Raw genomic sequence first — 22,288 nt, 5'->3', positions numbered from 1 at the left:
ATCCTTACTTCATGCTTTCTTCTAAAAGCACGCCATAAAATTCTTTCAGCGTTTTCCCCGCAGCTCTTACCTGTTGCGGCACCAGACTGTTTTCGGATTGTCCCGGCATCGTGTTTATTTCCAGGAAAAATAATTTTCCGGTGCCTTCTTCATAAATAAAATCCACCCTGGTAATACCCTTACAGTTCAGCTTATTATACAGGATGGTAGCTGTTTCCTGCACTTTCCGGGTAATCTCGTCCGATACGGGTGCAGGAGTAATTTCGTTCGATACCCCCGGGGTGTATTTGGCCTCGTAATCGAAAAATTCCTTGCTGCTCACTATTTCCGTAATCGGCAACACCGTAATGGCGCCATTTTCACGATACAAGCCAATGGTGAGTTCCCGGCCTTTGATAAATTCTTCTATCAGTACCTGCGCATCTTCCTTAAAGGCTTTATCAATAGCTGATGGCAGTTCTTCCGCTGTTTTTACTTTAGACATACCGATACTGCTGCCTCCTTCTGCCGGTTTCACGAACACGGGTAAACGTAACTGTTGCAGGATATCGGTGGTATTATGAGGCTGATCGCGGAAAATATGTACTGACTTAGACACGTTTACCACGTTCAGGGCATCTACTATCTTATTGCAAAAGCTCTTATTGAAGGTAACGGCGGAGGTAACCATGCCACAGCTGGTAAAGGGAATGCCCAGCATTTCAAAATAGCCCTGTAAGCGGCCATCCTCGCCAGGAGTGCCATGGATGCCGATAAATACGGCGTCAAAGGTGATTTTATTTCCCTGAACGGTCAACGAAAAATCATTTTTATCTACTTCCACAACGGCACCATCGGCCGCTGTATAGCTCCAGCTGTCTTTTGTGATAATGATCTTATACACATTATATTTGCTGCTATCCAGGTTATTTTCAATTGTTACGGCACTCTGCACAGATATCACATATTCTCCGGAATATCCACCGGCTACCAAAGCTATATTCTTCTTCATAAGATGTTTTACAATAAGCGGGTAAAGTTAAAGGTTATTTGTTAATTGGCAAGAGCAACGGCCCTGACAGCTGCTGCTGTTCAAATTACATAAAAAAAACCGTCCCGGCTAAAGCCGTAACGGTTTTTTAAATTTCCTTTAAAATATTTCAGGCATGCAGCTTTGCCTTCTTGTCTGTCAGCTCCGCCACCGTTTCCTGGTACATGTCGTCGGGTACGCAGCAATCTACCGGGCAAACGGACGCACATTGCGGTTCTTCATGAAATCCCTGGCATTCTGTGCACTTGTCGGGCACAATGTAATAGATATCCGTGCTGATAGGTGCATTGCGCTGGTCGGCATCCATAATGCTGCCATTTATCAGGGTATAAGCGCCTTTGATAGTGGTGCCGTCGGCCATAGCCCATTCTACGCCACCTTCATAGATCGCATTATTGGGACATTCTGATTCGCAGGCATTACAACTTATACATTCGTCTGTTATTTTAAGCGCCATAGGTATATTTTTGGGTTAGCTGTTGTTCAAAATGATATAAAAAAACCGTTGCGGCCGTAGCCGGAACGGTTTTTAAGCTCCCTTTAAAATATTTTAGATGTGCAGTTTTGCTTTCTTGCCCATCAGCTCATCCACCGTTTCCTGGTACATTTCGTCAGGTACACAGCAATCTACCGGGCAAACAGCCGCACATTGCGGTTCTTCATGAAATCCCTGGCATTCTGTACATTTGTTGGGCACAATGTAGTAGGTATCTACACTGATAGGCGCATTGCGCTGGTCTGCGTCCATTACACTACCATCCATGAGGGTATAGGAGCCTTTTACGGTGGTGCCATCAGCAATGGCCCATTCTACTCCGCCTTCATAGATCGCATTGTTAGGGCATTCTGGTTCGCAGGCACCGCAATTTATACATTCGTCTGTTATCTTAATTGCCATAGTGTAAACTTTTTGATTAAGTAGTAAGCCATTAATTTTGTGTGACAAAAATAAAATTTTCCCGGTTTAATTAAGTCATTATTTATATAGTTTCATGAACATTATAGAAAAAGAAGCCGCATTGGTACGCCTGGGGCAGTATCTGGCCGCTAAAAGCCCCGAGTTGGAAGCAGTGAAAGAGCGCGCTTTTATCGCCAATGGATGGTTTACACCTGCCTTTATAGACAACGCCCTGGATAATATCTCCCGGTATTTCCTTTCCCCGGAAAAATTAAAAGACTGGCTGGAGGGCTACCCGAAAGTAGCGGAGGCCCGTGAAGCTAAAACGGTGGGCATCGTAACAGCGGGAAATATTCCCCTGGTAGGCTTCCATGACTGGCTTTGCGGTTTCGTGAGCGGACACCAGGTTAAAATGAAGCTATCTGCCAAAGACGAAATCCTCCTGAAACATATCCTGGAAAAGATAGGCGAATGGTATCCTGCCCTAGCCCATCAAACCGAAATCCAGGAGATGCTGAAAGGCTGCGATGCCTATATTGCCACTGGCAGCAACAACTCTGCCCGGTATTTCCACTACTATTTTGCCAAATACCCGCATATTATCCGGCATAACCGTACCTCTGCCGCCATTCTTACCGGCCACGAATCAGCCGCTGAACTGGAAGCCCTGGCAGATGATATTATGCTGTACTTCGGACTGGGCTGCCGGAATGTGACTAAGATATATGTACCGACCAACTACGATTTTGTACCGCTACTGAAAGCACTGGACAAGTACGGCCACCTGGCAGAACACCATAAATACAAAAATAATTACGACTATAACCTGGCCTTACTGCTGCTGAATAGCAGTCCTTATATTACCAATGGTACAATACTGCTGCAGGAAAATACCGCCCTGTTTTCTCCGCTCAGTGTATTGCACTATAGCTACTATATAGATATGGCCCAGCTGCAACAGGAGCTTTCCGGTGAAGAGGCTATCCAATGCTTGGTAGGCCAGTCATTTACGCCTTTCGGTTATGCCCAGCAACCCAACCTGATTGACTACGCCGACGGCGTAGATACCCTGAAGTTTCTCCTGGAATTATAAACGCAGGGAAGGCGCCTGCCTTCCCTGCCATTCATCCCTCTTCTAACAATTTGTCGCATTTACTTGTTATATTGACATGCAACCTGACAGCCCTGTCAGTGGGGTTTTAAGCCGTGTTTAACGATTACGATAAAAATGTGTTAAAGTAAATATGGGTACTTGCGTTTCATTCGTTGTACCTGTTAAATTTGTAGCAAGGGCATGCAAATTGATCTTATGCCCTTGTTATGTCATTAATTATCACGCAAACACACTATAATATGAAATTCAAGCAAATTGTTACAACTGTCCTTATCAGTGCAGTAACGGCAACTGCCTCCATATTTGTGTATGGCAAATATTTCCAACCGAGGCAGCCGATAGTTTATCAGAATGGCACAGAAGTCCCAGTTAATTATGCACGGTATATGCCTGGTTCCGAAGGCAATACCAACGCTACCCCACCCTCTGATTTTACCATAGCCGCCAAGGCCGCAGTTCCCGGCGTAGTACACATCAAAACAAAAATCAATCCCCGCCAGGTCACGAATGGCAATAACCTTCAGCGTCAACGCAGTATCCTGCAGGATCTTTTTGGCGATGACTTTTTCGGAGATGAATTCAATGGTGGCGGTGGCGGACGTAAATATTACATTCCCGGCCAAATGGCCTCCGGTTCCGGTGTGCTGATTTCCGGCGATGGATATATCGTTACCAATAACCACGTGATCGCTGATGCCGACGAAATCAATGTAACGCTCAACAGCAACCAGAACTTCAAGGCTAAGCTGGTAGGCGCCGATCCCAGCACCGACCTGGCCGTCATTAAAATAGACGCCAAAGGCCTTCCTTACCTGATGTATGGTAACTCCGACAACGTGGACATAGGACAATGGGTACTGGCCGTAGGTTATCCCTTGAACCTCGATGCTACCGTTACCGCTGGTATCGTGAGTGCCAAATCCCGCTCCATTGGTATTAACCGCAGCGGTGGTAAAATGAACAGCGCTATTGAATCCTTTATACAAACCGATGCCGCTGTAAACCAGGGTAATAGTGGCGGCGCACTGGTAAATACCGCTGGTGAGCTGGTAGGTATCAACTCTGCTATCGCTTCGCCCACCGGTTCTTATGCTGGTTATTCCTACGCTATCCCGGTTAACCTGGTGAAAAAAGTGGTCAACGATATCCTGAAATATGGTAACGTACAAAGAGCTTACCTGGGCGTGAGATATGCACAGTCATCCCTCATCAATAATATGAGCGATGAAGAGCTGAAAGATGCCGGTATTAAAAGGAACGTAAACGGCGTACAGGTAACAGAAGTACTGCCCAACAGCTCTGCAGCCGCTGCAGGACTGCGTGCCGGCGATGTGATTACTGCTATTAACGGCGTAAAAATTCCGGCTACTTCCCAACTCGGTGAACAGGTAGCCCGTTACAAACCAGGCGATAAAGTCAGTATTACTTACCTGCGTGGCAACAAAGAAACCACGGTGGATAATGTAGTCATGAAAAACCTGAAAGGGAATACCGACCTGGTGAAAGTAACTGCCCTGGACCGTTTAGGCGCTGATCTGGGTGAACTGAGCCAGGACCAGGCAGCCCGGTTAGGCATCAATGGCGGCGTTATTGTAAATGATATCGGCAACGGTATCCTGAAAAAACAAACTTCTATGGCGCCAGGCTTCGTGATCCTGAAAGCCGGCGATACCCCGGTAACCTCTGTAGATGCACTCAGCAGTGCTTTGGACAAGAACAAAAACCTGAAACTCATCGGTTTTTACCCCGAAAGAGGCAACAGCATCTACTATTATAATATTTCAACAACCGGCAGCGCTTCACAAAACCTGTAAGTCTAAGCCGTTATAAAGCTTTCAAAAGCCCCCCATGATCCATGGGGGGCTTTTCCATTAAGTCATACATGGATTACCTGGAAAGGCAAATCATGCAATCAGCCATATCTATGAAAACCCATTATAAAAATAATGCAAGTATCTGAAACGGGAATTACCTATTCCGTAAACACTGTAAAGAAATACGGGAACGCAGCAAAAAGCCGGTTAAGCGCTGAGCAACCGGCTTTAATAATTAAAAAAATTTAATAATATTACAGATTGATTACCCCTTTCAGCTGGGTAAAGAATTCGTCTTTTTTGCGGGAGGAGATGGGAATGTTCTTTTGATCGCTCATGACTACCGCCGTACCGAGGCCTTTAATGATCTTAACGATATGGTGGATATTGATCAGGAAGGATTTATGCACCCGATAAAATCCTTTATCGGAGAGCATTTCCTCATATTCCTTTAACGATTTGGAAATCAGGTGGGAAACGTTGTTGATCAGCTGGATTTTGGTGTAGCTGTCGAACGCTTCACAGTAAATAATATCTTTCAGGTCGATGACATTATAGCCGTCATTCACCGGTATTACGATCTTGGAGAAGGCGTTATCGTTGTTTTTGACATAATCCTTCAGTATAGACGCCAGTTCATTGAGCCGGCCTTTCTTGCTCTTTTTTACCTTTTCCAGGGCATCTTCTACCTCGCTTACCTTGATGGGTTTCAATAGGTAGTCCAGCGCAGCAAATTTGATTGCTTGCAGCGCATATTCCTGGAATGCGGTGATAAAAATGACCTCAAAATTCAGGACCGGGAACATTTCCAGGAGCTGAAACCCATTGTGTGGTGGCATCTCGATGTCAAGAAACAGAACATCAATGGGGTTGTTTTTGATCATTTCTGCCGCCTCATTGATATTTTGCGCTTCACCGACAACTGTCACATCTTTGCAGTAGTTCTCCAGTATATTGCGTAAAATATGAATGTTGCGGACTTCATCGTCTACAATGGCAGCTTTTATATTACTCATAACATCTTAACAATGGGAATCAGAATTTCAACTAAGGTACCTTCCTTATTGCCGAAACCAGATTTAAATTTATCAATAATTTCTAACTTTCCAACACTTCCATTAAAAGATTTTATAATCTGCAAGCGCTCTTTAATCACGCTTAATGCAGTAGACTCGTGTTTAATGAGCCTCGAACTTTTAATGCTATTTGACTTATCCCAGCCTATTCCGTCGTCATCTACTGAACAATATAAGAGATCATCCACCATTTCCAGCTTTATTTCCAGGTAACCGCTAATATTTTTTGGAGCGAGGCCATGCTTAATGGCATTTTCCACTATCGGCTGTATAATCATGGGAGGAATGTAAATGGTATACTCTTTCAGCGCATCCTCCATAATAAAGCGGTACGTAAAGGAATGGGCAAACCGGATCTTTTCCAGCTCCAGGTACCGGGTCAGGAAGGCGATTTCCTCTTCCAGGGAAATATAGGATTTCCGGGAATTATTGAGCATTTGCCGCATTAAAGTGGCAAAATCTGCCAGGAAATTCAGGGCTTGCTTCTCCTCTTTTTCAAGGATGAGATGTTGTACTGAATTAAGGGAATTGAAAATAAAATGCGGGTTCATCTGGTTGGTCAGCGCTTTGGCCTCCAACTCAGCGATACGCCGGTTGTATTCCGTTTTCCGTTTTTCTGCCTGCTTTATGCGCCGGATAATATAGCGCAGGCCAACCAGTACCAGCAGCAGGGCCGCGAGCAACAATATACCCCTGGACCACCATTGCTGGTACCACCTGGGCAGGATGCTTACGTCCATACTCAGGGTATTGGACCAATCGCTCTTGTACTTACGGGCTCTTACCATCAGTTTATAGGTTCCTGGCTGTAAGTCAGGGAACGGGATGATGTTTGACCGGGTAGATACCCATCCGTTAGTGGTATCTCCAGAAAAATTATACTGATATTCTACCAGTTCTGGCAGGTCGAAGACAATAGTACCAAACTCGGCCTCAAAGGAAGCTTTGCGGCGGTATAGGTGCACAAAATTATTGATGGCCATGTAGGTACTGTCGCCATAGCGGATATTATTCAGGTAGATGACTGGCGGGATGGTGTCTACCGGGATATGATCTGCATTGAAATAGCATAAGCCATTGGAAGTGGCTATGTATAACAGATCGTTATCCGAATAGACCCCACGAATATCGTCTGAACTCAGTCCATCGTTGGAGGTAATATTGCGGGTAATGGATTCGTTTTTCACATCGATAACCGACAGCCCGCGGTTAGTAGCCACATACAGGCGGCCGATACCATCGTAATAGAGTTGCTGACAGATATCGCTGGCCAGGTTATCGGCGGAAGAAAAATGTTTCACAATGGCATCATGGCGCATCACGTAAATGCCCTGATCGCTGGTGCCGATCCACAGGGAGCCATCTATCCACTTCAGGTCTTTGATATTAACTTTACGCAGGATATCCGTTCCCGTTGGTATCAGCTGACGTTTACCATCAGTGCAGTAATAAAGTCCTGTATTGGTACCCACATAATAGGCGGAGTCGTTAATACAGGCTACGGAATTCACCAGCATATCCAGGTCACCGATGAAATAATCATCGAGCGCGATCACCTGGTTTTTAGCGGCTATCCTGATTTTGCCGGTAGGGGAAATATCCACGTCCTTCAGCATTCTGACTGCTTTCAGCAGTGTTGCTTTCTGGGTGGCGGTATTAAAATTATACAGCCCGTTATCAGTGCCAATAAGCATATTATTGTCGCCACGGGGCTGGATAGTGAGCAGGCTATTTCGGCCGGAAGTAGTATCCAGCGTGTATTGGCGGATTCGATTTTCCGCATCCATGGTATTTAGGATACCCGCATTTTGTCCTATCAGCAGCAGGTTATTTTTTTTGTCTTTGGAGATGCTGAAGATTGAATGCGAGTAAAGGCCGTTTGTATTATCGAGGTAGCTGAAATAAAAATTCTTGTAGGGAATATTGTAAACCCCATCGCCGAAGGTAGTGATCCAGATGTTACCATCGCGGTCTTTCAGGAGGGAAGTGATGTAGTGGTTATCGAGCAACCTGGTCACTTTTCTTTGTCCTTTAAAGAAATCTTTGAGGAAGTAAAGCGCCCGCTGGGTACCTACCCAGAGGTTATCGTTATCGAGACAAACGTGGCTGATGTCATCGTGAATGCCCCATTCGCTGCCATTGAAAAAGCAAATGGCATCCTTTGCCGTGTAGGAATACAGCGTATTGCGGATGATAACCAGGGCCTTATTCGTGATCCGGGCATGCAGCGAGGAATCATCTAACGGCAACGGGCATACGGGAAATATTTTCTGGGTAGAGTTATTCATATCTGCCAGTCCATCCAAATGAAAAGATGGCTGCAATGGATGATAGATGCTGTCGTTGCGCATCATGTGAAAGAGGTCAAACGCCCCCTGTATATAGGCGGTTTCTTTACCCGTATACATAATGATACGGTTGTTGGTATTGAGAAACCAAACGTAGCCGCCTTTTCCATCGAAGGCGTACTGCATGTAGTGACTGCGACTGTTGAAGATCAGTGATGAATCATTTTCTTCGCTGTGAATGAGTGGTTTCTCGTAGAAAGAGGGTTTCCCGTTGAGCGTAAAAAACCATACCCTTCCTTTGGAATCGGCAGCCAGTTTAATAACATCATTGTCGGTAAGTCCATCTTTTTTGGTGTAGTTGCGGAATCTTTTCCCGTCGAACTTACTGACGCCGGTGGGTGTAGCAAACCATATGAAACCGTCTTTATCCTGCACGGCAGCATAAACAGTTGCGTTGGCCAGTCCATCCTTCACATTATAGTTACGGATCATGAGCCCCTGTCCCATGCATGTGGTAACCTTAGAGAAGAGGACCAGCGCCCATAACATTATAAAACGGTTCAAGGGCATTGGATCATTTTAGTGATTAATTGTCCAATAGGGATATACGGAAAGTTGTTTATTCCCCTACCGGCGTATTTTATTACATGGAATACAGCCAATATAGTAAAATACGCCCATAAGGGAATAAACGATCTTAATATGCTCTTGCGAACAGCACCCTTTCTTTGGAAGGCTTACCGGTCAGGATACAGGTACCTGCTTCTTGCGGGTTATTCAGCGGGATGCAGCGAATGGTCGCTTTTGTGCGTTCTTTGATCTGTTCTTCTGTTTCGGCGGTACCGTCCCAGTGAGCAGATACAAAGCCACCTTTTTCATCCAGCACTTTTACCAGTTCATCGAAGGTATCTACCCGGGTAATGTGGCTGTCGCGGTAAGCTTTAGCCTTATTAAAGAGATTGAGTTGTATTTCGTCGAGCAGGTCTTTGATGCGGGCTGGTAGTCCGTCGAGCGACATGCTCATTTTTTCTTTTGTATCCCTTCGGGCTACTTCCACGCTATTGTTTTCAAGATCCCTTGCACCGATGGCGATGCGAACGGGCACGCCTTTCATTTCATATTCTGCGAATTTCCATCCTGGGCGGGAGTTGTCGGAGTCGTCGTATTTCACGATGATACCGGCGTTTCTCAGCGCTTTCACGATCACGTTCACCTTTTCATCGAGGCCGGCTTTCTGATCGGCACCTTTATAGATAGGCACGATCACTACCTGGACAGGTGCAATTTTAGGTGGCAGTACCAGTCCTTCATCGTCGCTGTGTACCATGATGAGTGCGCCGATGAGGCGGGTGGATACGCCCCAGGAGGTAGCCCATACGTGTTCCAGTTTATTTTCTTTATTGGAAAACTGTACATCAAAGGCTTTGGCGAAGTTTTGCCCCAGGAAGTGGGAGGTACCGGCCTGTAAGGCTTTACCATCCTGCATGAGGGCTTCCACACAATAGGTTTCTACTGCGCCGGCAAATCTTTCGCTGGGTGATTTCACGCCACGGATCACAGGAACGGCCATAAAGTTTTCTGCGAAGTCGGCGTATACGTCGAGCATCTGTTCAGTTTCCGCGATGGCTTCTTCGGCGGTGGCGTGGGCGGTGTGGCCTTCCTGCCAGAGGAACTCAGCGGTGCGGAGAAACAGTCGGGTGCGCATTTCCCAGCGAACTACGTTGGCCCATTGGTTAATGAGCAACGGCAGATCGCGGTAAGATTGAATCCAGTCTTTATAGGTATTCCAGATAATAGTTTCGGACGTAGGGCGAACGATGAGTTCTTCTTCCAGTTTAGCTTCGGGGTCTACAATAACGCCGCCGCCGTTTGGATCATTTTTCAGGCGGTAGTGTGTTACTACGGCGCATTCTTTTGCGAAGCCTTCTACGTGGGCGGCTTCCTTACTTAAAAAGCTTTTGGGGATGAACAGCGGGAAATATGCGTTCTGGTGGCCGGTTTCCTTAAATTTGCGATCCAGTACGTCGCGCATTGCTTCCCATAATGCAAAGCCGTATGGTTTAATTACCATACATCCCCGCACGGCAGAGTAGTCTGCCAGTCCGCCTTTCAATACCAGGTCGTTATACCATTTTGAATAGTCTTCCGAGCGGGCTGTAATCTCTTTACTCATAAAAATTATACCTTATTTATATATCATTGTTTTCAAACTAATTACGCATCAATTTATCCTGACAAAAATAACTTCACCAGTCGGCTGATAAAGGCTGAATTGGCTTAGTTTTTGTCGAATTTTACGTAAGAAGAAAATGCCACAAACATAGATGAAAAACATAACTGTGCAAACAGTTATCACAAAATATTATATAGTCGTCTGTGTTATTGTAACTTTCTGACTATTAAATCCGTTAAAAAGAAGTAAATTTACTACACGAATCACGCTTAAAATATATTTCAAATGAGGCCTATATTATACATGGGACTGGCAGCATCGCTCGCATTGGGGGCGTGTTCCAGCACATATAAAACGGCTCAGACACCGGATGATGTTTATTATTCTCCGCGTCAGCAGCAGCAAGGCTCCTATGCCTCCAACAACGGATCCAACGGCAATAGCCGCCAGGATGAGAATGATGGTAACTATGTAGAAGGTGTACAGGATGAAGGTAACTATGTGACCTATGACGATGACCAGGGCGATTACCAGCGTCGTTTAAACAGATTTGGCAGCAGTGGCAGCAGCTATTCCGGTGGTTACTGGGATGGTTACAATGCGGCTTCCAACCTGTATTTCGGCAGTTATGGTATGGGCTGGGGCAGCGGATTTGGCTGGGGTTACAGTCCATATAGCAGCTTCTATGGTCCTTCTCTGAGCCTGGGCTTAGGCTGGGGCTGGGGAGGCGGCTACTATAGCCCATGGGCCACCGGTTTCTATGGTGGTTGGGGTTATCCTTACATCGGCAGCTACTGGCCTTCTTACTACTATGGCGGTTACCCTTATTATGGTGGTGGTTATTGGGGGCATGGCGGTGGATATTGGGGACATGGTGGTGGTTATTACACCAGCCGTCCTTCTAACTCCTACGGCCCGGTAAGATCCAGTGGTGAAAGAATTCCCAGGGCCAGCTATACCAGTGGTGGCGGTGTGGTAGGCGGCAGCGGCAATGGCGGTTATTCCCGTCCTTCCCGGAGTGGTACTTTGCAGCCTGTGAACGGCAATGGTAACGGTGGTTATGTAAACCCATCAGGAGACAGACCCCGCAGAGTTTTCCAACAGAGCAGCTCTGAAAGACCTGTTATTTCTCGTCCTTCTGGCAACTATAACAATTATCCGAGCAATAACAATAGTGGTGGCAATTATTCCCGTCCACAGCGTGTAGAATACAGCAGACCTGCACCCAGTCAACCTAGCTACTCTCCTCCTTCCGGTGGTAGTGGTCGTGTTGGCGGCGGCGGAGGTGGTAACTCCGGCGGTGGCGGAGGCGGCGGTTACAGCCGTCCTTCCAGAGGGGGCCGTTAATTAAAAAACATTGACAAGATAAGCGTAGCCTAAAAATCTACGCTTATTTTTTGTCTCCATACAAGGTTTTGCCTATATAACCGTTATACAGACTGCAGTACGTGTTAGCAATTACAGCGTTTACCTGCAAGCAAATCTCAATATTTAAGACCACAGATCATGATTAAAAGACTTTATCCTCTTTTAGGCGGCTTGTTTATTTCTGCGACAGCCCTGGCACAGAGTTCCAACGATGCATTGCTTTATTCGCCCTTACAACCTCATGGTACCGCCAGAACCCAGGCGTTAGGCGGAGCAGGCGTTGGCCTGGGAGGAGATTATTCATCCGCACATATTAACCCGGCAGGTATTGCCGTATTTAAAACAGGAGAATTCCTGATTTCCGGAGCCGTCAATATCAATAATAATACATCTACCTGGTTACCTAATCCGAATGGAGATAAGACGACTGGTAACCGGAGCAATTTCCAGGTGCCTAACATCGGGGTAATCTTTGCCACCAACAAAAACAGCGGCCGCAGTACCTGGAACAACATCACTTTTTCACTGGGTATGGACCGCCTGGCCAACTATAATAACCAAATCGCTATTGCAGGAAGGAATTCCAATTCCTCTTATTCCGATTCCTGGGTAGATGATATTTTCAGCGGTAACAAAGCTACCCAGGCCCTGGGTACTGACCTCGGCTTCAGCACCGGGCTGATTGCCGACTTCCAGCCAACGGGCGGAGGTAATAAAGAACCGATGAGCTTAGCTTCTCCCAAAAGACAAATTGGGAACCTTCCATCTGTTGACCAACGCGGTATGCTGAAAACAGAAGGTGGTTTGAACGAATATGTTTTTGCCATCGGCGGTAACTATGGCGATCGTCTGTACATTGGCGCCAGCCTGAACCTGCCCAGCATCAACTACAAGGAATCTCTCACCTGGTCGGAAGATGATGTAAGCAAAGCCCCGAACAACAATTTCTCTTACTTCGACTATTACAAAAACCTGAAACGTACTGGTTTGGGTATTGGCGGTAAAGTGGGTATTCTCTACAAAATAACGGATCGCTTTAGAGTGGGAGGTACTTTTGTGACACCAACTTTCTATTCACTGCATGACGCCATTACTTCTGAACTTTACTCGGATGTAGAAGATGGAAAAAAAGAGGTGAGCGCATTTTCTGTTGATCAAACCAATGGCTATGCCGTAGAAAGTGACTACAACTTTACCGCTCCGCTGCGTGCAGCTGCCGGCGTGTCCTACTTCTTTGGTAACCTGCAGGATCCGCGCAGCACACAGGGCTTTATCACGGCTGATTACGAGTTTGTAAACCAGGCCAGCGGTAAGTTCCGGATGAGTGATGATAAAGGCACCCAGAACCTGTTAAACAATAATATCAATGCTATCTACCGCTCTACGTCCAATTTACGTGCAGGCGCTGAACTGAAATTCATGTCGATGTATGCAGTGAGAGCCGGTTTTGCCTGGTATGCCAACCCCTACAGCAATGATGCTTATAACGCCGGTATAGATGCTTCGCGTAAAGTATATAGCGGTGGTATCGGTTTCCGCAACAAGGGTTTTTATGCAGATGCTACTTACGCCTATACACAGGGTAACGACAGATACCAGCCTTATACAGTGTATGAAGCATCCCTCAGTCCAAAGGCAGCCAGCCTGGATTACACGCGGAGCAATATTATGCTGACCATCGGGTTTAAATTTTAAGCAAATTATTTCCTGATAAATAACAGGTCCGGGTACTACCTACCCGGACCTGTTATTTATCAGAAGTTTGACATTATTCCATTTTCAAGCTCTTCACTGGGTTTTCAGTAGCTGCGCGGATGGTCTGGTAACTCACTGTTAATATTGTAATGCCCAGGATAGCACCACCTCCCAACAGGAACTCACCTGGTTCCAGCTGAATACGCCAGGCAAAGCTATTCAGCCAACGATCCATACAATACCAGGCCAGTGGTAATCCAATCAACACCGCCAGTAGTACGGCACGCAGCAGCTCTTTCGATAGCATTATCACGATATTGGTCACCGTAGCGCCTAACACCTTGCGGATGCTGACTTCCTTGCGTTTGTTTTCTGCTGTAAACATGGCCAGGCCAAATAATCCCAGGCAGGAAATCAATACCGCCAACCCTGTGAAATACCGGGAAAGCGCCGCCACCCTATTTTCTGCGATATATTGCGCCTGGTAATCTTCATCCAGGAATTTGTAATCGAAGGTAAATCCCGGATTGTACGATTGGTAGAAAGCAGCCAGTTTGTCGAGCACCGCTTTTGTTTGTCCTGCTTTTATTTTAATCATTACCGTGCTGTTGTGAAAGTCCAGCGTAAAAAACTGGGGCTTGATGGTTTCGTGCAGCGACTGGAAATGGAAATCCTTCACCACTCCTATGATCGTGGTGGTGATGCCATTGAACGAGATCACTTTTCCCACCGGATCGGCAATACCCATGGCTTTGATGGCGGTTTCATTAAAGATGATATTGGATCTATCTGTACCGAAGCGGCGTGAAAACGACCGGCCAGCTGCCATTTCCAGGCCCAGTGTTTCTATCATATCATAATTGACCTGCACCGGGCGGTAGATAATCGTTTCATCTATCCCGCGCCCCTTCCAGGTGTAACCCATAGAAGGCGCACCCAGCAGGTTGCCTACCATGCCGGAGGCATTTACGACGCCTGGGATTTTCTTTACAGCTGCTAAAAAAGCCGGCATGCCTTCTTTGGCAACTTTGCCTTCCGCATCGAAGTATACTACATTGTCTTTATCGTACCCGGGATTTTTAGACTGTATATAAGCGATTTGCCGGTAGATGGTAATTACTGCCACCATGAATAATACGGAGAGCGTAAACTGGAATACCACCAACCCTTTTCGGGCGAGCAGCTGCCCTGTTGCACTGGGGAGTTTTCCTTTCAATACCGTGAGTGGATTGAATCCGGAGAGATAGAAAGCTGGGTAACTGCCCGCCAGTAAACCAGTAAAAAAGGTGATACTTAGTATAGACAACACCATGCCTGGTGTGGGCGTCAATGATAATGTTTTACCTGTAATAAGGTTGAATTGTGGCAGCAGCAAGGTTACCAGTAAGAGCGCGATGAGGAGTGCGAGGAAAGTCATCAGCATAGACTCCCCCAGGTGCTGGAAGATCAGGATAGCGCGGTTGGCGCCAATAGCTTTACGGATACCCATTTCCCTCATTCGGTCGGAAGCCCGGGCAGTGGAGAGATTGACGAAGTTGATGCCTGCAATCAACAGGATAAAAAGCGCGATGAGTGAAAATAATTTTACATAGCTGATCCTCCCTCCTGTTGATACGCCATTTTCGAAATCACCGTAGAGGTAGTTGTTGCTGTACCGTTGGAGAAACAACTGCCTCGGCGTACTGGCACCTGGCGTGATGCTGGTCATGTATCGGCTCAGCTTTGCATTAAACGCGGGTATGTTGGCGCCATCTTTAGTGACCAGGTACGTGAGGAAGGGGCCTTGCGGATCCATCTGCGTAATGTTCATGATATCTTTGAACGCATCGAATGGTAGTATAAAATCAACGTGCACCGAGGAATTAGCCGGCATGTTTTTCAGGACCCCGGTAACAATGCTGCTTTTTTTAATGATATCGAACTGCCAGCTGATGGTTTTCCCTACTGCACTTGCTGCATTATGAAAGAGTGCCTGGGCAAGTTTTTCGGAAATCACGATGCCGTTTTTATCCTGCAATACCTGCTGTGCGTTTCCCTGCAGTAGTGGATAGGAGAAGACGCGGAGATAATCTTTCCCGGCGAAAATGCCACCGGCTTTACTGCGTTGTTTACCGGCGGCCATTATTGCTTTAGGAAACCAGGATGGGTGTGTACTCACCGTTGCATATGCAACTTCCGGCATGGTGGTAACAAGCGTTTCCGCTAACATGGCCGGTGTTTCCCCGGAGGTAACGATGCCTTTTTCATGTGGTTTATTTTCCATTACCTGGAACAGGTGCTGGTCGTGCTGGTGAAAGCGATCGAAGCTCAGTTCATCGTGTATCCACAAATATATCAAAAGCGTACAGGCGAGACCGGTAGAGAGGCCTGCCAGGTTGAGCGTGGTAAAGCGCTTGTTCTTAGTGAGCTGGCGCCAGGCAATTTTCAGGTAGTTTTTAATCATAAGCGGCTCTTTTACCTTCTGGAGGTGATGGTTTGGAAAGCGGAGCAGCGAATGGAGTGCCATGATCCCATCTCTATAAAAGTAAAATATTTATATATACAATATAAATAAATGGTGTTCGTTTTTGATACAGTGGTTGTTCGTAAATGAAGGTTATAGCTGTTGCTGTACCCAGGTAACGATGTCTTTCACCTGGCGGGGGTCGAACCATTGAAAAGCGGGATCTTTCCTGAACCAGGTTAGTTGCCTTTTGGCATATTGGCGGGTATGCGTTTTGATATCGTTGATGGCCTGATCAAGGGAGATATGTCCATCAAGGAACTGGAAGATTTCCTGGTATCCTACGGTGCGCAATGCATTATGTTCGCGGTAGGGGGCTACCGAGCGTACTTCTTCCACGAGGCCGGCGTGGATCATTTGATCTACGCGGTAGTGAATATTGTGATGTAGTTGTTCTTTAGGGAGGGTGATCCCTATTTTGATGATACGGAAATCGCGGGGTATGCGATTGGCGGTGCGGAAGGTGGTAATAGATTTTCCGGTAGCGTTGAGCACTTCCAGGGCGCGGATGAGGCGCTGTGGGTTCTGGGTTTCCGCGATGGCATAGAAGTCCGGATCTCTTTCCTGGAGCTGTTGCTGAAGCCAGGCGATGCCGTGTTGAACAAATTGCTCATTGAGATGGGTGCGTATACCGGGTGGAATAGCGGGCATATCGTCTATTCCTTCGGCGAAGGCCCTGATATAGAGGCCAGTCCCACCACACATAATGGCCACGTCGTTCTGTTGAAATATTTCCCGGGCATAGCCGAGGGCGAGTTTTTCGTAGATGCCGGCGTTGATATCTTCTTTTATGCTGTGAGAATTAATGAAATAATGGGGAACGGCCGCCAGCTCTTCGGGAGAGGGCTTTGCAGTACCGATGGTAATTTCGCGGTAGCACTGCCGGGAGTCGGCAGAGATCACGGCGGTATTGAACAGTTGTGCCAGTTGTATGGACAGGGCTGTTTTACCGGAAGCAGTGGGTCCTGCGATGACAATGACCGTTTTTTGCATATCTGATGAGCTGAAAAGTGACGGAGTTTTGAGCAGATGACAGGTAGCACAATGGCTGTTAGCATCTTCCCAAAACTCCGTTATATCGTATTGGATAAATTAACTAGAAACTACTTTCTTCTTCTGCGCCGAATTCTTCGCTATCCCCGCCCATGGCATCACTTTCTTCTCCTTCTTCACCGAATCCATCGGCATCCATGCCTTCTTTGTTGAGGTCATATTTTTCTTCCATTTCCACCAGTTTGTCACCTACGAGGCCTTTGGTGCCGTATTGACTGGGCGCGAGGCCTTCTTTACGTACGCAGGCGGGGTAGGTGATTTTGCTGTTTTCGTCTTTGGAAACACCGATCAGTTCTACGAGGAAAGACCAGTTTTTAGCGAAATCGTAGAGGTAAATAAATTTCTGGTTAGGATCCTTTACGGCGGCGGCGATCATGGTATCCGCCATGAGCAAGGGTTCCGCTTTGCGTGGCTGGTTATCCAGTTCGAGGATAATTTCGCGGCCGCGTTGCCAGTTATCATTGCTACGGAAAAAAGTAGCTTTATGTTTTGAGTCAAATTCGAATGCCTGCAAAATAGCTTGGTGAAATAATAAAAACGTCTGATTCGGCTTAATGGCAATGTCTCTGTAGACACTTTCATCTTCTTCCCAGTAAACTCTGAATTTCAAAACCGGCATGACAAAAAGGTTATATGTTAGATAATGTTTAAACAGGCCGCAGTGAGCGGTAGCCCCTATGCTGATGATTAGTTGTTATTATGGTTACGTAAAATTACCAATTTTATTTAACAGGGGTGAGATTCAATTCCCCCGCTTTTTCCAATAAAAAAGCGTATGCTGCTTCGTATGTATTTGGGATATGGCCATCCAGGATAGCTTCCCTGATGGCGTTTTTGAGATCACCTACTATCCTTCCGGGTTTCAGGCCGAAAGTTTCCATGATCATTTCACCGGTTACAGGAGGCTGCCAGTTGCGGATTTTGTCGCTTTCTTCCACTTCTTTGAGGCGTTTGCGCACCAGTTCAAAATTTTCCAGGTAGCGTTTTACTTTGGCCCTGTTTTTTGAGGTGATATCTGCTTCGCAAAGCATCATGAGACTTTCAATATCATCGCCGGCGTCGAACAGCAATCTGCGGATAGCCGAGTCTGTTATATTCTCTTTAGTGAGGCTGATAGGCCTGAGATGCAGTTCTACCAGTTTTTTCACCAATTTCATTTTATCGCCCAGTGGTAATTTCAGCCGGGTAAAAATACGGGTGACCATCTTCCCTCCCACCGCATCGTGGCCGTGAAATGTCCAGCCGTGGCCTGGTTCAAATTTCTTGGTAGCGGGCTTACCAATATCGTGTAGCAGTGCGGCCCATCTCAGCCAGAGATCGCGGGTATTTTCCGAGATATTATCTACTACCTGCAAGGTATGATAAAAATTATCTTTATGCCCTTTTCCTTCGTACATCTCTACTCCCACCATATCGATCATTTGAGGGAAAATAATTTTGAGCAGGCCGGATTTATATAATAAGTCGAGGCCCACCGATGGTTTAGGGGAGAGCATGATCTTATTAAACTCATCGGTAATTCTTTCCTGGGAGATGATGCGGATACGTTCTGCATTGCTGCGGATAGCTGCGAAGGCGCTTTCGTCGATGGTAAACTGCAGCTGGGATGCGAAGCGGATGGCCCGCATCATGCGCAGGGGATCATCGCTGAAAGTTTGTTCAGGCGCCAGGGGTGTGCGGATCAGTTTTCTATCAAGGTCTGCTAGTCCATCAAACGGATCGAGCAGGGTACCATAATCGATATCTCTAAGGCTGATAGCCATGGCGTTGATCGTAAAATCGCGGCGGTTCTGGTCGTCCTGCAAGGTACCTGCAGTTACTTCCGGGTTACGGGATTCCTGGCGGTAGCTTTCTTTGCGGGCGCCTACAAATTCTATTTCGAGGTCGTTCCACTTTACCTGGGCGGTGCCGTAGGTTTTGAAGAAGCTAACGGGGATATTATCGCCCAGGCTTTGTCCGACTTTATGTGCGAGGGTGATCCCATCACCAACGCACACGATGTCCATATCTTTAGTTTTCCTTCCCAACAGTTTGTCCCGCACAAAGCCCCCGATCAGATAGGCGGGCACCCCCAGTTCATGGGCGGCCAAGGCTATCTTTTCCAGCACTTTTCTTTCCTGCAGGGAGCAGGGTATATCTAACGGTTTGCTGCTGATCATATCAATATATTCCTGTTAAGTTTGTTCCTTTCGCTGAAACCAGGGCGCAAATGTAATAAATAAACAATTTAATCCCGGATTATGGCGATAGAACCGTCTTTGTTTATCCGGATAATCCTGGACGGCGTAGCGGGTTCGATATCGTCCTGGCGGTATTTTACGACGTAATCTACGCCATTCCGGATTTCTTCCGACACGTCCTTAAAAGAAGCCGGGGATGGGGCTCCGCTGATATTGGCAGAGGTGGATACCAATGGTTTACGCAGTCTTTTAACCAGGTGGCGGCAGAAAGGATCTTTCACGATGCGGATAGCTACGCTACCGTCTTCGCTGATGACGTTGGGCGCCAGGCCCAGGGCGCCTTCATAGATCACCGTGGTGGGGCGGGTAAAGCTTCCGATGATGTCGGCAATATCAGGCAGCGGGTTAGCGCTGTACTGCAACAGGTCGCGCACATCGGCCAGGAGGATTACCAGGCTTTTACTTTCGCTGCGTTTCTTCAGGGCAAATACTTTTTTCACCGCCACTTCATCTGTAGCATCGCAGCCAATTCCCCAGATGGTATCGGTGGGATAAAGGATTAGTCCGCCGCTGCGCAGCACCGGCATGGCCGCGCTGATATCGTCTTCAAACATTTTATCCGTTGTTATTTATTGGTTATTTATTTTTTTATATACTTCCATCATGGCGGCTGCGCATTTTTCCGGAGTAAACTGTTGCGCATGCTGCCAGCCTTTTTCCCGCATTTCCGCTACCAGCTGTGGATTACCTGCCACTTCCTTCATAGCTTCCGCAATCGTTGCAGGGTCGAGTGGATTTACGTACAGGGCGGCATTGCTGGCAGTTTCCGCAAAGCAGGAGCCATTGGATGTAATAACGGGAGTACGACTCCACAACGCCTCCAGGATGGGAATGCCGAAACCTTCGAATATGGAAGGATAGATCAGCGCCACCGCGCCCTGGTATAGCAGCGGCAACTCTTCATTCCGGAGTCTTGCCTTCTCATTCAGGAAGATCACCCGGCTGGTAAGTCCGTGGGCTTCCAGGAAACGCTTCACCTTCTTCTTATAACCGCTGCCACTGCCCAATACCACCAATGGGATATCGAGTGTTCCTTTTAGTATATTCATGGCCGTTACAATGCCGAGCAGGTTTTTCCGTTCGATTAGCGAGCCCACATATAGAAAATATTGGGATGGCAGCTGGTATTTAGCCACCATGGCGGCTATGTTGGCCGTGCTATGCATTTCTGCAAAAGCCGGGTCACAGCTTTGGTACACCACCTCAATTTTTTCTGCGGGCGTATGATAATAAGTGATCAGGTCTTGTTTGGTTTGTTCGCTGATAGCCACCACCCTATCGGCATAGCGACAGGCATACTTTGCCTTGCGGCGATAAGTGAGTACGTCGATCGGGTTGTATTGTTCGGGGTATCTTTCGAAAATCAGGTCGTGCATGGTCACCACCGCGCGGATACCGCTTTTATGGATCCCAAAGGGCAGCTCATGGCTGAGGCCATGAAAGATATTGATATGATAGCGCAACAGGTCTTTCACGATGAAGCGACTGCGCCAGGCGGATTTAAACCAGCGGTGCAGGGCTTTCACCGGCGTTACCACTTTCAGGGCCGGCATATTACGCAGGTCATACATCGTTGTTTGCTTAGGTGCAAACAGGAACCAGTCTTCCCCCGGAAAATCCTTTACCAGTGAAGATATTAACGTGCGACTGTAGTTGCCGAGACCTGTATTATTCTGGAATGCCCGTTTGGCGTCGAATCCTATTTTCATATAGCGCTATCAGACGAAAACGCGAAATTACGAATTACAGATGGCGATTTACGTATATCTGATAAGATTTCCCGAATTCCCCCTTCCTGATTCGTAATTTTATTTTTTACGTATTATGTTTGCGGAAAATAAAAAAAGATGGAATTACAACAACAAATACTGGCTGCCTGGGCTGATCGCAGCCTCTTACAGGAAACCTCCTATACAGATGCGGTGAAAGCAGTGATAGAAGCAGTAGATAAGGGACATCTGAGAGTAGCTGAGCCTACGGCTAATGGCTGGCAGGTAAATGAATGGGTGAAACAGGCCATTTTACTGTATTTTTCTATACAACCCATGGAAACAATGGAATTGCCTCCATTTGAGTTCTATGACAAAATGAGATTGAAATCTAATTATAAAGACCTGGGTGTAAGAGTAGTACCTCATGCGATTGCCCGTTATGGCGCTTATATCGCCAAAGGTTGTATCCTGATGCCTTCTTACGTAAATATTGGCGCCTTTGTAGACGAAGGTACCATGGTAGATACCTGGGCTACCGTAGGCTCCTGCGCACAGATTGGCAAACATGTACACCTGAGCGGTGGCGTGGGCATTGGCGGTGTACTGGAACCCCTGCAAGCCAGCCCCGTAATCATTGAAGACGGCTGTTTCGTAGGCTCCCGTTGCATCGTAGTAGAAGGCGTAGTGGTAGAAAAAGAAGCTGTATTGGGTGCTAACGTAGTGCTGACACAGTCTACCAAAATTATTGACGTAAGCGGCAGCGAGCCAATTGAATACAAGGGCCGGGTACCAGCGCGCAGCGTAGTAATTCCGGGTACCTATACCAAGAAGTTCCCTGCTGGCGAATACCAGGTATCCTGTGCACTGATTATTGGCCAACGTAAAGCCTCTACAGATCTAAAAACCAGTCTGAATGACACTTTACGTGAGTTTAACGTAGCAGTATAAATCATTTTTCTTATACTTCATCGCGCAGCGGGTATGCCTACTGCGCGATTTTTTTTGCCGGTTTGAAAAAAAGTTTGGCAGATTTAAAAAAACGTGTACTTTTGCAATCCCTTAACGGGGACACTGCGATGCCCAGATGGCGAAATTGGTAGACGCACTGTGTTCAGGTCGCAGCGCTCGCAAGGGTGTGCTGGTTCGAATCCAGTTCTGGGCACAAAATGGACAAACTCAGGTTTGTCCATTTTTGTTTTTAGGCAGGCCCCCAAGTATTCAAGGATCAAGGGATCAAGTTGAAAACTTGGGGGATTAGGCATAAAGTTTATATAATCTAAACAGAAAGAATTCTACATCCCGTACCCCTCGAAGAGCGTTTCTA

Annotated in this window: 17 protein-coding genes and 1 tRNA gene; 6 read left to right on the top strand and 12 right to left on the bottom strand. The window is 46.8% G+C overall.

Features of this window, described 5'->3' with window-relative positions; translation table 11 throughout:
- Positions 1-4 precede the first annotated feature (4 nt).
- The 3 genes from FHW36_RS11760 to FHW36_RS11750 form a co-directional block, all read right to left on the bottom strand.
- Positions 5-991 (bottom strand): D-alanine--D-alanine ligase, encoded by a 987-nt coding sequence (locus tag FHW36_RS11760; protein ID WP_145668007.1) that lies wholly within the window; start codon positions 989-991, stop codon positions 5-7.
- Between the two features lie 148 nt (positions 992-1,139).
- Positions 1,140-1,487 (bottom strand): 4Fe-4S dicluster domain-containing protein, encoded by a 348-nt coding sequence (locus FHW36_RS11755; protein WP_145667997.1) that lies wholly within the window; start codon positions 1,485-1,487, stop codon positions 1,140-1,142.
- 93 nt (positions 1,488-1,580) lie between these two features.
- Positions 1,581-1,928, bottom strand: a complete 348-nt coding sequence (locus FHW36_RS11750; protein ID WP_145667986.1) for a 4Fe-4S dicluster domain-containing protein — start codon at positions 1,926-1,928, stop codon at positions 1,581-1,583.
- Between the two features lie 94 nt (positions 1,929-2,022).
- On the opposite strand from FHW36_RS11750, the gene FHW36_RS11745 reads away from it, so the two are divergent.
- Entirely contained in the window at positions 2,023-3,021 is a 999-nt protein-coding gene (locus FHW36_RS11745; protein WP_145667975.1) for an acyl-CoA reductase, read from the top strand.
- 407 nt (positions 3,022-3,428) lie between these two features.
- Positions 3,429-4,856, top strand: coding sequence for a trypsin-like peptidase domain-containing protein (locus tag FHW36_RS11740; RefSeq protein WP_246121137.1), 1,428 nt, complete (start codon positions 3,429-3,431; stop codon positions 4,854-4,856).
- Between the two features lie 254 nt (positions 4,857-5,110).
- On the opposite strand, the gene FHW36_RS11735 is transcribed toward FHW36_RS11740, so the two are convergent.
- The 3 genes from FHW36_RS11735 to proS all read right to left on the bottom strand — a co-directional run bounded on the left by FHW36_RS11735 (position 5,111) and on the right by proS (position 10,393).
- Positions 5,111-5,872, bottom strand: a complete 762-nt coding sequence (locus FHW36_RS11735) for a LytR/AlgR family response regulator transcription factor (protein WP_078672331.1) — start codon at positions 5,870-5,872, stop codon at positions 5,111-5,113.
- Positions 5,869-8,784: a sensor histidine kinase gene (locus FHW36_RS11730; RefSeq protein ID WP_186452400.1), complete on the bottom strand. Its 2,916-nt coding sequence runs from the start codon at positions 8,782-8,784 to the stop codon at positions 5,869-5,871. The genes FHW36_RS11735 and FHW36_RS11730 overlap by 4 nt, the downstream gene beginning before the upstream one ends.
- Before the next feature lie 133 nt (positions 8,785-8,917).
- Positions 8,918-10,393 (bottom strand): proline--tRNA ligase, encoded by a 1,476-nt coding sequence (gene proS, locus FHW36_RS11725; protein ID WP_145667954.1) that lies wholly within the window; start codon positions 10,391-10,393, stop codon positions 8,918-8,920.
- A 285-nt stretch (positions 10,394-10,678) separates the two neighbouring features.
- Here proS and FHW36_RS30490 point away from each other — a divergent pair, with 285 nt between their 5' ends.
- Together FHW36_RS30490 and FHW36_RS11720 are read left to right on the top strand one after the other, a co-directional pair.
- Positions 10,679-11,740: a hypothetical protein gene (locus FHW36_RS30490; RefSeq protein WP_186452450.1), complete on the top strand. Its 1,062-nt coding sequence runs from the start codon at positions 10,679-10,681 to the stop codon at positions 11,738-11,740.
- Between the two features lie 159 nt (positions 11,741-11,899).
- Positions 11,900-13,456, top strand: coding sequence for an OmpP1/FadL family transporter (locus FHW36_RS11720; protein WP_145667951.1), 1,557 nt, complete (start codon positions 11,900-11,902; stop codon positions 13,454-13,456).
- Between the two features lie 73 nt (positions 13,457-13,529).
- On the opposite strand, the gene FHW36_RS11715 is transcribed toward FHW36_RS11720, so the two are convergent.
- The 6 genes from FHW36_RS11715 to FHW36_RS11690 form a co-directional block, all read right to left on the bottom strand.
- Positions 13,530-15,962, bottom strand: coding sequence for an ABC transporter permease (locus tag FHW36_RS11715; RefSeq protein WP_246121136.1), 2,433 nt, complete (start codon positions 15,960-15,962; stop codon positions 13,530-13,532).
- Between the two features lie 90 nt (positions 15,963-16,052).
- Positions 16,053-16,952 carry a tRNA (adenosine(37)-N6)-dimethylallyltransferase MiaA gene (gene miaA, locus FHW36_RS11710; RefSeq protein WP_145667948.1) on the bottom strand — a complete coding sequence of 300 codons (900 nt, stop codon included), beginning with the start codon at positions 16,950-16,952 and terminating at the stop codon, positions 16,053-16,055.
- Between the two features lie 103 nt (positions 16,953-17,055).
- Complete coding sequence (locus FHW36_RS11705; RefSeq protein WP_145667945.1) at positions 17,056-17,631, bottom strand: plasmid pRiA4b ORF-3 family protein; 576 nt, start codon at positions 17,629-17,631, stop codon at positions 17,056-17,058.
- Between the two features lie 103 nt (positions 17,632-17,734).
- Positions 17,735-19,171 carry a CCA tRNA nucleotidyltransferase gene (locus FHW36_RS11700; protein WP_145667942.1) on the bottom strand — a complete coding sequence of 479 codons (1,437 nt, stop codon included), beginning with the start codon at positions 19,169-19,171 and terminating at the stop codon, positions 17,735-17,737.
- Positions 19,172-19,239: 68 nt separating this feature from the next.
- The gene (locus FHW36_RS11695) at positions 19,240-19,806 is read right to left on the bottom strand and encodes an L-threonylcarbamoyladenylate synthase (RefSeq protein ID WP_145667939.1); all 567 of its coding nucleotides are present in this window, start codon (positions 19,804-19,806) and stop codon (positions 19,240-19,242) included.
- A 15-nt stretch (positions 19,807-19,821) separates the two neighbouring features.
- Positions 19,822-20,961, bottom strand: coding sequence for a glycosyltransferase family 4 protein (locus FHW36_RS11690; protein WP_145667936.1), 1,140 nt, complete (start codon positions 20,959-20,961; stop codon positions 19,822-19,824).
- 138 nt (positions 20,962-21,099) lie between these two features.
- Here FHW36_RS11690 and FHW36_RS11685 point away from each other — a divergent pair, with 138 nt between their 5' ends.
- Positions 21,100-21,912, top strand: a complete 813-nt coding sequence (locus tag FHW36_RS11685; protein WP_145667933.1) for a 2,3,4,5-tetrahydropyridine-2,6-dicarboxylate N-succinyltransferase — start codon at positions 21,100-21,102, stop codon at positions 21,910-21,912.
- A 130-nt stretch (positions 21,913-22,042) separates the two neighbouring features.
- Positions 22,043-22,126, top strand: a tRNA-Leu gene (locus FHW36_RS11680).
- Positions 22,127-22,288 lie beyond the last annotated feature (162 nt).

Origin of the sequence: Chitinophaga polysaccharea, assembly GCF_007829335.1 — a bacterium.
GTDB lineage: Bacteria > Bacteroidota > Bacteroidia > Chitinophagales > Chitinophagaceae > Chitinophaga > Chitinophaga polysaccharea_B.
The sequence above is the reverse complement of the archived record's forward strand: the minus strand, read 5'-3'. Positions and strand labels throughout refer to the sequence as shown.